The organism is Balneola sp. EhC07, from assembly GCF_001650905.1.
Classification (GTDB): Bacteria; Bacteroidota; Rhodothermia; order Balneolales; family Balneolaceae; genus Balneola.
This window is the reverse complement of sequence record NZ_LXYG01000016.1, coordinates 239,045-252,003: the sequence shown is the minus strand read 5'-3', so window position 1 is coordinate 252,003 and position 12,959 is coordinate 239,045. Positions and strand designations below refer to the sequence as shown.

At 38.3% G+C, this 12,959-nt stretch carries 15 protein-coding genes; 6 read left to right on the top strand and 9 right to left on the bottom strand.

Going from position 1 to position 12,959, the window contains the following annotated elements; all coding sequences use genetic code 11:
- Positions 1-56: 56 nt before the first annotated feature.
- The 8 genes from A8B79_RS08660 to A8B79_RS08625 form a co-directional block, all read right to left on the bottom strand.
- The gene (locus A8B79_RS08660; protein WP_066221054.1) at positions 57-602 is read right to left on the bottom strand and encodes a tetratricopeptide repeat protein; all 546 of its coding nucleotides are present in this window, start codon (positions 600-602) and stop codon (positions 57-59) included.
- Between the two features lie 4 nt (positions 603-606).
- Entirely contained in the window at positions 607-756 is a 150-nt protein-coding gene (locus A8B79_RS08655) for a hypothetical protein (RefSeq protein ID WP_161485158.1), read from the bottom strand.
- A gap of 62 nt (positions 757-818) precedes the next feature.
- Positions 819-1,460, bottom strand: coding sequence for a deoxynucleoside kinase (locus tag A8B79_RS08650; RefSeq protein ID WP_066221047.1), 642 nt, complete (start codon positions 1,458-1,460; stop codon positions 819-821).
- The gene (gene folK, locus A8B79_RS08645) at positions 1,461-1,949 is read right to left on the bottom strand and encodes a 2-amino-4-hydroxy-6-hydroxymethyldihydropteridine diphosphokinase (protein WP_066221044.1); all 489 of its coding nucleotides are present in this window, start codon (positions 1,947-1,949) and stop codon (positions 1,461-1,463) included.
- The gene (gene folB, locus A8B79_RS08640; RefSeq protein ID WP_066221041.1) at positions 1,937-2,293 is read right to left on the bottom strand and encodes a dihydroneopterin aldolase; all 357 of its coding nucleotides are present in this window, start codon (positions 2,291-2,293) and stop codon (positions 1,937-1,939) included. The genes folK and folB overlap by 13 nt, the downstream gene beginning before the upstream one ends.
- 3 nt (positions 2,294-2,296) lie before the next feature.
- On the bottom strand, positions 2,297-3,739 hold the full coding sequence (gene dnaA / locus A8B79_RS08635; RefSeq protein ID WP_066221036.1) for a chromosomal replication initiator protein DnaA: 1,443 nt from the start codon (positions 3,737-3,739) through the stop codon (positions 2,297-2,299).
- Positions 3,740-4,107: 368 nt separating this feature from the next.
- A complete protein-coding gene (gene prmC, locus A8B79_RS08630; protein ID WP_066221034.1) occupies positions 4,108-4,971 on the bottom strand; it encodes a peptide chain release factor N(5)-glutamine methyltransferase in 864 nt (287 codons plus the stop codon).
- Positions 4,971-5,369: a hypothetical protein gene (locus A8B79_RS08625; RefSeq protein WP_066221032.1), complete on the bottom strand. Its 399-nt coding sequence runs from the start codon at positions 5,367-5,369 to the stop codon at positions 4,971-4,973. Before A8B79_RS08625 ends, prmC begins: the two co-directional genes overlap by 1 nt.
- A gap of 126 nt (positions 5,370-5,495) precedes the next feature.
- Between A8B79_RS08625 and A8B79_RS08620 the strand changes: the two genes are divergently transcribed.
- Complete coding sequence (locus A8B79_RS08620; RefSeq protein WP_066221027.1) at positions 5,496-6,305, top strand: hypothetical protein; 810 nt, start codon at positions 5,496-5,498, stop codon at positions 6,303-6,305.
- Here the strand turns inward: A8B79_RS08620 and A8B79_RS08615 are convergent.
- Positions 6,302-6,997: an HAD family hydrolase gene (locus A8B79_RS08615; protein WP_066221025.1), complete on the bottom strand. Its 696-nt coding sequence runs from the start codon at positions 6,995-6,997 to the stop codon at positions 6,302-6,304. The two genes, A8B79_RS08620 and A8B79_RS08615, sit on opposite strands and share 4 nt — an antisense overlap.
- A 118-nt stretch (positions 6,998-7,115) precedes the next feature.
- Between A8B79_RS08615 and eno the strand changes: the two genes are divergently transcribed.
- From eno to A8B79_RS08590, 5 genes are read left to right on the top strand one after another with little or no spacing between them, the layout of a single operon-like run.
- Positions 7,116-8,402 carry a phosphopyruvate hydratase gene (eno, locus tag A8B79_RS08610; protein ID WP_066221022.1) on the top strand — a complete coding sequence of 429 codons (1,287 nt, stop codon included), beginning with the start codon at positions 7,116-7,118 and terminating at the stop codon, positions 8,400-8,402.
- Between the two features lie 45 nt (positions 8,403-8,447).
- Positions 8,448-10,355, top strand: a complete 1,908-nt coding sequence (locus A8B79_RS08605; RefSeq protein ID WP_066221019.1) for an endonuclease — start codon at positions 8,448-8,450, stop codon at positions 10,353-10,355.
- A gap of 52 nt (positions 10,356-10,407) precedes the next feature.
- A complete protein-coding gene (recF, locus tag A8B79_RS08600) occupies positions 10,408-11,538 on the top strand; it encodes a DNA replication/repair protein RecF (protein WP_066221016.1) in 1,131 nt (376 codons plus the stop codon).
- A complete protein-coding gene (locus tag A8B79_RS08595; RefSeq protein ID WP_066221011.1) occupies positions 11,535-11,828 on the top strand; it encodes a DUF721 domain-containing protein in 294 nt (97 codons plus the stop codon). The genes recF and A8B79_RS08595 overlap by 4 nt, the downstream gene beginning before the upstream one ends.
- A 34-nt stretch (positions 11,829-11,862) precedes the next feature.
- Positions 11,863-12,876 carry a CdaR family protein gene (locus tag A8B79_RS08590; protein ID WP_066221008.1) on the top strand — a complete coding sequence of 338 codons (1,014 nt, stop codon included), beginning with the start codon at positions 11,863-11,865 and terminating at the stop codon, positions 12,874-12,876.
- Positions 12,877-12,959 lie beyond the last annotated feature (83 nt).

Sequence of the window (12,959 nt, the reverse complement as noted above, 5' to 3'; positions counted from 1 at the left end):
AAGTTTAAAATCTAGATTCAATATTGAATATTTATTATTCAATATTCCTTTATTTCTTACTCTTCTTCGAGCTGTCTGCGTGCGTAATCATTCTCAGGGTCGATCTTAAGCGCCTGCTCGTAGTAAGTAGCTGCTTTATCGGCTTGACCTCCGCGCTTGATCATATCTCCCATTAGGATCCAATTCTCGGGGTCTTGCGGAGATTTTTTAATGCGGTCAATGGTATAGGGAATAGCTTCCGCTCCACGTTCTGTCATCAACATCAACATTACTTTGCTTCGGTGAGCACCTGCAAAGTCATCAAGTTCAATTGCTTTATCAAAATCTTCTTCGGCTTCCTTCAACTCTTCTTTATTCATGCGAATATTTCCTCGCAAATTAAAATAAGCAGCCTGCTCATTATCCAATTCGATCGCTTTGTCAATGTTCTTTAAACTCAGATCAAATTGTTCCAGCTGTTGAAATATCAGTGCTTCCAGATAATATGCTTCGTGAGAGTCTTCGTTTTCTTTTTGAAGCTCCCGAGCTATATCTAAAGCATGATCAATATCTTTATCTTTCAGTAGTTCGAAACCGTGATTTAATTTCTCTTCGAAATTCATGGGTTTAATTTTCTTTATTGGTTATATCTTCGTAGTCAGCGTCTTCAATCTGGTCGATATTTTTTCTCTTGTTATTGCTCCCGGTCGACCGCGTGTTTCCAAATCCCTGAAACGGATTGAATTGACTATTTTTCTTCTTGGAAGGTAAGAACATTCTGTTCACGTATCTTAAAAAAAGTATAAAACCTATAATTAGTAAAAGCTTCCAAAGCATAGTTACGGTGCTATATGAATATGAGTTTTTGAATGTAAAGGCATTTCGAATATTTGCTGTTCTATATAATTCAAATGCTCTTCATTATTAACAAAATCAATTTCCGACGCGTTTATTGTGATCAAAGGAGATCTGTTGTAGTGATAGAAAAAATGGTTGTAGGCGTCGTTCAGTTCCTTTAAATAATCTCTGGTAATATGTTGTTCGTAATCCCTTCCCCGTCTGTCAATGTTTTCCATCAAACGATCTACCGACGATTGTATAAAAATAATTAGGTCAGGCTGAGGTGCAATGCCCTGCATGATGTTAAAGATATTGTCATACAGTGCCATTTCATCCTGATCCAGATTCAACCGAGCAAAAATTCTGTCCTTATCAAAAATATAATCTGAGATCGTTACCTGACTAAACAGGTCCTGGCTCATCATGTTCTGTTGCTGCTTAAACCTGCTCGCTAAAAAAGCCAACTGTGTTTGAAATGCATACCGCTCTCTGTCTTCATAAAATTTTGGCAGAAACGGATTGTCTTCAAATTCCTCCAGTACAATTCTGGCGTTTTTCCGTTCAGCCAGCAAATGTGCCAGCGATGTTTTCCCGGCTCCGATAACACCTTCAATAGCAATAAAATCAAAATGGTTCGACATCTACCAGGCTAACTTTGTTTTTTCTATTCTGATTTCAGGAGCTTTTTTTATCATCTCCTCTATGGCTAGAGCATTTTTTATATCCTTCCAATCCGGAAAAATTTCCTTTAAAGGCAACAGAACGAACATTCTGTATTTATACTCTGCATGGGGAATAATAAGGGTATCTGTTTCAAGCACCAAGTTATCATATGCAATTATATCAAGATCTATGGTTCTTGATGTCCATTTTGGATAACGGGATGGTCTGCCCTGTTTTTTCTCTTGTTTTTTGAGCTCATTGAACAACTGAGATGGGCTTAGATCGGTATCAATCTTAATGACTGCATTCAGAAAATCATCCTCACTTGGCCCAACCGGTTCAGACTTATAGATAGATGAAGAAAGAATTTCTGAATTACTGATTTGCCTTAAAAACTCTTTTGCATCTATCAGCTGTTGATGAGGATCATTCAGGTTTGAACCTAGAGCTATTACTACCTGGGCCATTGCATTGTGACTTCAGAGTATTCAGTTTCTCCCTCCATGGGCGGGTTCAGTTTTCTTACTTTCACTTCCAGATCAATCAAATCGAACTCTTTAAAGAGCTTGTTCCCAATTTTTAGTGTCAATGTTTCAATCAAATTGAGAGAATGACTCTCCATGATCTCTTCCACCATCAATCGAACTTTTGCATAATCGATAGTATGATCCAGGTTATCTGTTTCACCGGCTTTTTGAAGTGAAAGACCAAAGGCTAAGTCAACTTCAAAAATATTCCCTATGATCTTTTCTTGCTCAAAAACACCGTGAAGCCCATGAAATTTCAGCCCTTTTATAACGAGCTTATCCATAGCTTAAAGACTTGCTACTTCGATGCGTTGCTGCAATTCATCAAGCATCTTTTTATGCTTATGGCTGGTTGTAACCCTTTCTTCTACCGTTGAAATAGCGTGAATTACTGTTGAGTGATCTCTTCCTCCAAAATGAAGTCCAATTGTTTTCAAGCTCGACTTAGTGTACTTCTTAGAAAAATACATTGCAATCTGGCGAGCTTCAACGATCTCTTGCTTTCTGGTTTTTTCGCGAACTTTGTTAGTATCAATTCCGAAATAATCACACACATAATTCTGAATAGATTCAATGGAGATCTGAGTGTTTGACTCTTTCACCATGTCTTTCAAAACTCTTTTCGCCATTGCAAGGTCGATATCATCAATATTCTGAAGAGAAGCGTGTGCGAGTAATTTTATGATAGCTCCTTCCAGATCTCTAACATTCGACTTGAAATTATGAGCAATGAATTCGATGATCTCGGAATCAATTTCTATTCCATTATCCTGCGCTTTGCGTTCCAAAATTGCATATCTGGTCTCGTATTCAGGCATTTGTAAGTCAGCACTTAGTCCCCATCCAAATCTTGAGATCAATCTTTCCTCAATATCCGGGACATCTTTTGGAGCTCTGTCACTGCTTAAAATAATTTGCTTCCCATCCTGATGAAGAGCATTAAAGATATGAAAGAACTCTTCCTGAGTTTTTTCTTTACCGCTAAAAAACTGAATGTCATCAACTATAAGTACATCAATATTTCTGTAGAACATTGAAAATTCACTTGCTCTGTTATTTCGGATCGCGTGTACAAATTCATTAGTAAATGATTCTGAAGAGATATAGAGCACAGACTTTTCATCACCGAACTTCTGCTTGATCTTGTTGCCAATACTTTGAGCCAAATGAGTTTTGCCTAATCCTGTAGGCCCATAGATAAAGAGCGGGTTAAATGAATTGCTTCCCGGGTTATCAGCTATTGCCATTGCCGCAGAACGCGCCAAACGATTGCAATCCCCTTCAATGAATCGATCAAAAACGTAAGAGCTGTTTAAATTCGAATCTACTTTGGTCTTTTTGATACCCGGAATCACAAACGGATTCTCTATTCTTTCCGGGTAATAATCTTTGTACCCGCCATTCATTTCCTGAGGTTCAACCGGTCCCATTGGTCGTTGCGGAAGACGTATAGATCTGTTGTGTTCAAAGTGCTCAGATTTCTCCATCACAATAGAATATTCCAACTTGCCTTCGGGTCCTAAAACTTTTGCGAGCGTGGATCGGAGCATTGAGTAGTAATGTTCTTCAAGCCACTCATACCAAAACTGACTTGGAACCTGGATAGTCAATGTGTTATCTGCGAGTGAAATTGGTTTGATTGGCTCAAACCAAGACTTAAATTTCTGATAGCTTATGTTATCCTTAATAATGTCTAAGCACTCGTTCCATGCTTCCTCAGCAGATATCATCCTCAATTCTAAAACTCCTAAAAAATTTTTGCCTTTCAACCCTAAATGCAAGGCTAGTTATCCACAGCTAAAATATGCTGACTTGTTTAAATCTTGAATTGAAAATGAAGAATTATTTACCTCAAGTCAAACGCAATAAATGCTATTTTTTAAAAGTTATCCACAATCATGAAAAGCTTATAAATGATTGTGCACCAGTAATTTAAAAAAAATATCGGGAATCCTTAACTTTTAACTTGACATGCCATAACATTACCGTAACAAAGAACTGCCCCTTGTTTCACCCGGGAGAATTTAAATAGAATTATTTTTCCACAAGTTTTCCACATTTTAAATTTGGCTTGAAAAAAAGCGCTTTCATTAAATTTTTATGGTCTCCGGACAACGATAAAACGATCCTTTTTATCAAGATCCTGAACTGTTCTAGCATTCCAGTTTTGAGCGATGAAAATATCTAATACTTCTCCCGAATAGTCTTCGTGAATCTCAAGATAAATAACCCCATTTTTTTTAAGGTTTTTTGCGCAAAAATTCTCGATCGAGCTAAACATTTCTATTGTGCTTTTACAGAATAAAGCGAGGTGGGGTTCGAAGTCTTTCACTTCCTTATCCAGACCATTTTTTTCTTCTTGAAGAATGTATGGTGGGTTCGAAATAATTATATCGAATTTGTTTTCTGTTAAGAGCAGATCCGGGTCAAACAGATCATGTTTTAAAAAATGCACTTCAACTTCATTTATTGAAGCGTTCTCTTTAGCCAGAGAAAGAGCACCATCTGAAATATCTATCCCAAAAACATTCCAGGATTTAAATTCTTTTTTTAACGAAATGGGTATACAACCGGATCCTGTTCCAATATCCAGAACTGAAATAGCATCTGTCCCTTTATTTTCCTCACAAATAAGTTGTACGAGTTGCTCAGTTTCTTGTCTGGGTATAAGAACTTCCGAATTTACTTTTAGAATGGAATTAAAAAACTCCGCCTCTCCCGTGATATACTGTAATGGCTCGTGACCAGCCCTTCGCTTAACAAGAGGTCGTAATTCGGCCAGTTCATCTGACGTCAGAGGACGATCATATTTTAAGTACAGATCTAACCGCTTTATATTTAAAACGTAAGCAAGCAACCATTCAATACTTAAACGAGACGATTTTACACCCTTCTCATCAAAATAAGAAGTAGCCCATTCAAGCATGGAAAGTACAGTCCACTCATTACGAGTGTTAGGCATTAGTCTTCTTCTTTATCGTCGGCGGGAACATCAGAGATTTGCTCTTCCTGAACCGTTAGACCAAAACGTTTTCCAAAATCCAGAATAAAGTCAATTACATTAGACTCTACGTTTCTATCTTCAGAAAGAGAACTTCCTCTAAAACCCATTCTTCCACCGGTTTTCTTGAGAACAATTTTATTGTGATCCGGAGTATTTTCAAATATACAAGTTAAAGTTACACTGGAATTTATCTGTTTTTCATACTCTTCATACACAGCAACATAAAGTTTGTCTTTATCTCCTTCTTTGCTGTGCTCATAAATAAATTTTGGCGCATATTCTTTAAACATTTTATCAGACATTCTGCGCAAGGTTGCAGCCGGACCAAAAACCAGAAACGTGGTATGTGAATTCATACTCAGTATTTATTTCATATTAAATTTTGGCTGAAAATAACATGTTATTAACTTAAGGCAATAAGAAAATCAGTTATTTTTCGTTGAATTTATGTTACCTTTCTTTTCAAGCAACAATTTACTGATATGAAAAAACTATTTTTATTGAGCTTAGCAACGATTACATTAATTTGCACTACAAATTTGTTTGCTCAGTTTGGAGAACCGGAAGTACGAAAAAAAGAAATACCAAAGAATTTATATGACGAAGGATACAAATCGGGCTTCGGATTTATATTTGGTGCTAATGACTTTGGTTTTGGTGTTGGGGGTCAATATCGAAAAGTGATCACCAGATATACTGAAGCTCATTTAACTTTTAGAATTAATGGAATTAAAGATCCCAGAGAGCAGACTTTTATTGATTATTTCTTCGGCACGAAAACTGTTCCTGACAAATATCAACGTGTAATTTCTTTTCCTTTATCCATCGGTCTGAAAAAAAGATTTTTTGCTCAAGAAGTTTCAGATAATTTCAGATTTTTTGGCAGCGTGAGCGGAGGGCCTGTAATGGCTTTTTCATATCCATATTTCAATGATCAGAATGATAATGGGTTCAGAGAAAACGACCCGCAACTGTATCAAAGCTTTGAACGAACAAACGACATCTTTACCGGATGGAAAGATGGTAACTGGCATTTGGGAGCTACAGGAAGTGCTGAAATCGGAATAGACTTCAATAGTAATTTCTCCCGATTACAAAGCATGACCTTTGGCTATAACTTCTACTACTTTGCGAATGGATTGCAGATTCTAGAACCATCAAAACCATTGACTGATCAGAATAATTTTCCGCGTTACCAAGGTGGTCAACTCCAAACAACCACAAGTTATGAGCCGAAGAGTTACTATGGCTCTGCTCAAATAAGCTTTGTTTTTGGTTGGATGTGGGATTAAGCCTGCGTTAGCTTCTTAAACCATTCTTGCGGATTTGATAGATCTGATATTATCACATTCGGATTGAATGGCTCCAACTCTTCTTTAGTGAATCTACCTGTTGTAACAGCTACACATTTCATATTCGCATAATTCGCACATTCTACGTCGCGGGGAGTGTCTCCGATTATTACAAACTTTGATGGATCCGGATCGATATTAAGATTCTTTTCAACTTCCTTAAGCGCTATTAACGGCAGCTGATTTCTATCTTTATCAAACTCGCCAAAAGCCCCAAATTTAAAGTCGTATTCAACCCCGGCAACTTTCAACTTTGCTTTAGCAGCACTTGGGTAATTTCCTGTTAACAACCCAACATATGCTCCCATTTTGTCAAAGAAAGAAATTGCTTCGTCGATATGAGAGTGACGGATCACATGTCCAGAGTTCATTTCTGAATCTGTTCTCAATAAATATTCTGATTTTAGCTTTTGATATAACTCTTCATCGAAATCATGATTTAAAAGGAAAGAGGTTAAAATATCATGATCTGTTCTGCCGGAGAAACCCTCCTTTTCCATATCCGGATAATCAATTCCCAAATCGTCTAAAATACTTCGGATCAAAGGACGATTAAATTTCCGATCTACCGTTAATAATGTGCCATCAATATCAAAAAGTATTACCCAGGGGTGTTGTTTTTCTTCGGTCAAAATATCTCTGTTGTTATAAAAAAGTTAAGTTATTAAAACCTTAGCAAAAGCGTTTTAAGAACATGTTAAATCGTGGTACCTTTAGGGACTAAAAAATTAATACAATTGGAGATCATAAATGAGTTTTATTGAAGACTTAGTTGCACGTCAAATCATAGACTCTCGCGGTAACCCAACCGTAGAAGTAGATGTAATTCTTTCAAGCGGAGCTATGGGCAGAGCTGCAGTTCCTTCAGGAGCATCTACAGGAGAACATGAAGCAGTTGAACTAAGAGACGGAAACAAAGACTACTTTCTTGGCAAAGGAGTTCAGCAAGCTGTTGAAAATGTGAATGGCTTGATTGCTGATGAGTTTCGCGGACTTCCGATTTATGATCAAATAGCCCTAGACCGTTACCTTCTTGATATTGACGGAACCGAAAATAAAAACAAGCTTGGCGCTAATGCCATTCTTGGAGTTTCCCTTGCTTGCGCTAAAGCTGCTGCCAGCGACTTGGGAATGCCACTGTGGAGATATGTTGGCGGAGTAAACGCAAAAGTTATGCCCGTGCCAATGATGAATATCATAAATGGTGGCTCACATGCCGACAATAGCGTAGACTTGCAGGAATTTATGGTTATGCCCGCCGGAGCTGAATCATTTAGTCACGCTCTACAGATTGGAGCTGAGATCTTTCACAATCTTAAGAAAGTACTTAGCGATAAAAACTACAGTACAGCCGTTGGAGATGAAGGTGGATTTGCTCCAAATCTTAAATCTAATGAAGAAGCCATTGAAGTGATCTTGATGGCTATCGAAAAAGCCGGATACACTCCTCAGGATGATGTTTTAATTGCGCTGGATCCTGCTTCATCAGAATTCTTTAATTCTGAAACGGGTTTGTATGAGTTTAAATGGAGTGATGGCTCCACCAAAGATACCGATGCAATGGTTGAATTCTGGACCAACTGGGCGGACAAGTATCCTATCATTTCTATTGAAGACGGAATGGCAGAAAACGATTGGGATGCATGGAAAAAACTTACCGAATCAATTGGCGATAAAGTTCAGTTGGTGGGAGATGACCTCTTCGTTACAAATACAGAACGATTAGCTCACGGTATCGAAAATGGGATAGCGAATTCGATTCTTATCAAAGTAAACCAAATAGGTACACTCACCGAAACATTGGATGCTATTGAAATGGCACATAAGAACAGCTACTCCGCTGTGATTTCTCATCGTTCAGGTGAAACTGAAGATGTAACCATAGCTGATTTAGCCGTTGCAACCAATGCCGGTCAGATCAAAACCGGTTCCATGAGCCGAACAGATCGTATTGCAAAATACAACCAACTTCTCAGAATCGAAGAAGAGCTAGGTGACAACGCTATTTATATGGGACATGATACCTTTGGCTTCTAATTTCATTTTCTAGAATCACTTAATTTTTTCAGATTTAATATATCTATGCGTTATTTACTCTCTTTCTTTTTGTTGCTTTTTACAAGCTCCGTTTTCGCTCAAAACGACAGCATCTTTCCATCTGAAACCGGAGAGACGCTCATAAACAGCTTACAAGCTAATTATTCTGTGACTAACTCTCTAAGTTACAATGCTGCACGGGATGCGATGTATGGAAGTATCGATAATAAGAATGGCCAATTGACTGGAGTTTATACCGGATTTACAATTACTGCAAGTACAAGAAGTGATGCTTTCAGTAAAGGAATTAATGCGGAGCATACCTGGCCACAGGGTAAATTTGATAGCGACCTTCCGATGAGAAGCGATATTCATCACCTTTTCCCAACCAGAATTGAAGCTAATTCTGCACGAGGCAACCTGCCTTTTGGAGAGAGTCCAGACAATCAAACCACTAAATGGTTTCGAAATTCATCAGAGTTAACTTCTACTCCCGCTTCCAATATAGATGAATACAGTGAGTTATTAAGTGGTTCCCTTTTTGAGGTAAGAGAAGATCACAAAGGAAATACCGCACGGGCAATCTTCTATTTCTGGACTATTTACCAAGATAAAAGTAAAGTAGCCGATGATGCATCTTTCTTTAATGGAATGAAAGATGTTCTTCTTGCATGGCATGATCTTGATCCCGTGGATCAGGCAGAGGTTGACAGAAGCCTTGGAGCTGAATCTGCTCAGGGTAACCGCAACCCATTTGTTCATGATACCACATTGGTAAGAAGAGCTTATTTTGGTGGAAACGGTAACCCTAACCCAACGATAGCAAATCCTTTAAGCGGCGAGATTGTAAACATACAGAGTGAAGTCTTTACGGTTAACTACGACGATAACGGTCAACAAAAAACTGCTAACTTCAACTTTGGTTCAGGACTGGTTACCGAAGATCCTGATGGCGAAACTTTTGTGTTCACAGAGTATGAAAGCATAGCTGAAGCAACTATTGACTGGACGGAAGATCAGTCTTCCCAAACAGGAAGAAGGGCGACCAAAGTTACCGTATCGGATTTTGGAGATTCACCTCCTGACACAGTAATTGGTTCCGGGTCATCTTCCAGCCTGATAATCACGGGTGTTTTTGATGGAACTTTAACCGGAGGGACTCCAAAAGGTGTGGAACTATTTGCAATCGAAAATATTGAAGACCTTGGCCTTTATGGAATTGGATCTGCAAACAATGGTGGAGGAAGTGATGGAGTTGAAATCACTCTTTCCGGTTCTGTTTCAAAAGGAGAGTTTTTATATGTTGCCACAGAAGAAGACAACTTCAATGTCTGGTTCGGTTTTAATCCTGACTTGACCGGCGATATGGCTGTTGCAATAAATGGTGATGATGCCATTGAATTATTCTTTGACTCAACTAAAGCCTTTACCGGAAACGAATTTGTAGTAGATATTTTTGGAGAAATTGACGGTGATGCGACATCCTGGTCTTACTCAAATGGATGGGCTTATCGAAATAGTTTTACAGGTCCTGATGGTAACACTTTTGTTGAAGGAAACTGGACTTTTTCAGGAGATAACGCCTACAATGGTGCTTCATCTAATGCTAATGCAGACAACTCTATGCCGGTTGGCAGTTTTGAACCTGAAAATATGACTTCTAATGAAGACCTCTTTTCGGATGTTCCAAATACGATTGTTTTAGATCAGAACTACCCGAATCCTTTTAACCCAAGTACAACTATCAGCTACCAGCTGGACAGCCCGCAAGCGGTCACTCTAACGGTTTATGATCAACTTGGAAGAAAAGTATCAGTACTTTCAAACGGGCGTATGTCAACCGGCAAACACTGGGTAACTTTTGATGCGTCAGACCTGAGTTCCGGACTTTATTTTTACCGCCTCAGAACTGAGTCTTCTGTACTGACTAGAAAAATGCTTTTGATCAAATAGGATATACGACTACAACTTCATTTTTTGGTGTGATTATTTGTACTATTGAAGTATGAGAATTACTTCGCTAGAATTACTTCATTTCAGAAATCACGTTAAAACTTCAGTAGGTTGGGCGCCACACTTAAATGTGATCACCGGACCAAATGGCGCCGGAAAAACAAGCCTTATAGATGCCATTCATTTCCTGTGCATGTCGCGAAGTTTTGTTTCTACTACTGATCAATATGTGATTAATAATGAAGAGAAATACTTCATGATAAAAGGACACTTTGAAGGACAGATCCGTTCTGAATTTGATGTAAGTTGTTCGTATTCCCGCGGCGATGGAAAAAAGATCTTTGTAAATGATTCGCCTCTTGAGCGCCTTTCTGATCTGATAGGAATGGTTCCCGTAGTTGTTCTTGCTCCCGATGACAAAAAACTTACGCTTGAAGGCCCTGTGGAGAGACGCTCATTTCTTGACTCTTTTATCAGCCAAATTTCGATCTCATACCTCAGAGATCTCATTGATTACCGCAAAGTTCGCAGGCAGAGAAATACTCTTTTAAAAGATTTTCAAGGCCCTGTTTCCTTACTGAAAACCTACTTAGAACCTTGGAATCTTCAGCTTGTAGAAACCGGTTCAAGAATAATAGCTGCTCGATTTAAAGTGCTTGAAAATTTCAAAGCATATCTGGAGAGAGATTATGCCATGATCTCAGGAATGGATCTGACTACTGGGCTTGAATACCAGACTTTTTGTGAACCCTCTGTAAATCCGCAAGAAATTCAAACTCAATATGAGCAAGCTCTTGAAGAAACCATCGACAAAGAAATTGAACGGGAACAAACACTAACCGGTCCTCATCGAGATGAGGTTGTATTCTACCTGGACGATTTTGAACTTCGCAGATTTGGCTCTCAGGGTCAACACAGGTTATTTGCTTTGTCATTAAAACTCGCCCAGCTTCACTATTATTCTGATGAACTAGACGATTTGCCTATTTTGATGTTAGATGACGTTTTTGGTGATCTGGATCCCAAAAAAACTGAAATTCTTTTAGATGCACTCCAAAATCACGAGGGGCAAACTTTTATAACCTCTGCAAATCCGGTACCTTTCGAAGAATATGTCGATTTTGATGGGAATAGAAATAAATTCTTTTCTGTTAATGATGGTATAATCAAAGAAGAAGTATGAGATTCGATACTCCAAAACCAATAAGCGATTCGCTCCAGAAGTATCTGGATAAGTTTCCTCATAAAAAGAAGCTTAGACAAGGTATGATACTTTCTGTTTGGGAAGAAGTGGTTGGCAAACGTATTGCGTCTCAGGTCACTGATATTCATTTTGAGTCAGGAAAATTGGTTATTAAAGTATCTAATCAGGTCTGGAGACATGAAATTCATGCCAATAGATTTAGTATTGCCAAGAGATTAAATACCAAAGTTAAATCTCAGGTTGTAGGCGATATCATTGTTCGCAGCTAGTTGAATAAGGCGCCATTCAAATCTATATTCAGTTATGTCTGACAACCCTATTCAAAATATCAAAGATCGTATTCTCTCCTATGTTAAAAAGGGAACAAAACCGGGTGAGGATGATGACGACGGTAAACTGGTAACTAAGGAAAGTGCCTTGGTTTTTGTATTCGCATATGTAATTGCGATCAGTTTGTGGTTTGCAGTGAACCTGAATGGGATTTTTAATATCACGGTAAACATGCCTTTGGAAGTTGGAGACATCCCAAATGATTTAGCACTCACTGATAACCTACCGGAGTTTGTCGAGGTCAGCTTAACAGGAACAGCTCTCCCTCTTATAAATTTGTATAACAACCCGCCTTCAATTCCTGTTGATGTTGATGAATCTGAAGTAAATTTATTTAATCAGGTTCGCCAACAAATGAACTCCTATCAGGAAGTTGAGGTGTCTAAAGTTGAACCTATTCTTGTTTCTGTAAATCTTGAAAATAAGATCACTAAAAAAGTACCTGTCAGGATAAACTGGGACTTTGAATTTGAATCCCGTTTTGGGTTGATCAATGATCCTGTTATTTCTCCTGATAGTATTACTGTTACCGGAGCGGCTTCACAGATGAATGAAGTTACAGAATGGGTAATTGATGACACTTTACAAATCTCCGGAATCAAGGATGATATTTCGGAAGTGGTTTCCATCACAAACGATAATCCTTTGTTGAGTATTTCATTAAATGAATTGTCTTTAACAGCTAATGTTTCAGAATTCACAGAAGACGAAGTAAGTGTTTACATAAGGACTCGTAATCTTCCCCGAGGACAAAACATCACCTACAATCCTTCTTCCATAGTCATTAAATATGATGTCCCACTGGAACAATTCTCTGAAATACAGAATGAAACTCCATATGTAGTGTACGTTCCCTATAGAAAAATTCTGGAAGACGAAACCGGTTTTGTCACTCCGGATATAGAATTAATTGCAACTAAGTATGCTTTAAAACTGAGGAGCTTCCAACCTAAGGCAGTGGCTTATTTTAGTGTGGTGGATCAGTAATTAGTGATTAAGTGAAAAGTGATTAGGTAAGTCACTGCATCGAAAAAGTAGCTTTTAATAGTATTCCACTATAAGACACTCCG

Bases quoted from the DNA above. Each gene is read 5' to 3' on its own strand.
- eno (WP_066221022.1), top strand. From the start codon at position 7,116: ATGAGTTTTATTGAAGACTTAGTTGCACGTCAAATCATAGACTCTCGC.
- A8B79_RS08605 (WP_066221019.1), top strand. From the start codon at position 8,448: ATGCGTTATTTACTCTCTTTCTTTTTGTTGCTTTTTACAAGCTCCGTT.
- folK (WP_066221044.1), bottom strand. From the start codon at position 1,949: ATGGCCCAGGTAGTAATAGCTCTAGGTTCAAACCTGAATGATCCTCAT.
- prmC (WP_066221034.1), bottom strand. From the start codon at position 4,971: ATGCCTAACACTCGTAATGAGTGGACTGTACTTTCCATGCTTGAATGG.
- A8B79_RS08655 (WP_161485158.1), bottom strand. From the start codon at position 756: ATGTTCTTACCTTCCAAGAAGAAAAATAGTCAATTCAATCCGTTTCAG.
- A8B79_RS08620 (WP_066221027.1), top strand. From the start codon at position 5,496: ATGAAAAAACTATTTTTATTGAGCTTAGCAACGATTACATTAATTTGC.
- A8B79_RS08650 (WP_066221047.1), bottom strand. From the start codon at position 1,460: ATGTCGAACCATTTTGATTTTATTGCTATTGAAGGTGTTATCGGAGCC.
- A8B79_RS08595 (WP_066221011.1), top strand. From the start codon at position 11,535: ATGAGATTCGATACTCCAAAACCAATAAGCGATTCGCTCCAGAAGTAT.
- folB (WP_066221041.1), bottom strand. From the start codon at position 2,293: ATGGATAAGCTCGTTATAAAAGGGCTGAAATTTCATGGGCTTCACGGT.
- A8B79_RS08590 (WP_066221008.1), top strand. From the start codon at position 11,863: ATGTCTGACAACCCTATTCAAAATATCAAAGATCGTATTCTCTCCTAT.
- A8B79_RS08625 (WP_066221032.1), bottom strand. From the start codon at position 5,369: ATGAATTCACATACCACGTTTCTGGTTTTTGGTCCGGCTGCAACCTTG.
- A8B79_RS08660 (WP_066221054.1), bottom strand. From the start codon at position 602: ATGAATTTCGAAGAGAAATTAAATCACGGTTTCGAACTACTGAAAGAT.
- dnaA (WP_066221036.1), bottom strand. From the start codon at position 3,739: ATGATATCTGCTGAGGAAGCATGGAACGAGTGCTTAGACATTATTAAG.
- recF (WP_066221016.1), top strand. From the start codon at position 10,408: ATGAGAATTACTTCGCTAGAATTACTTCATTTCAGAAATCACGTTAAA.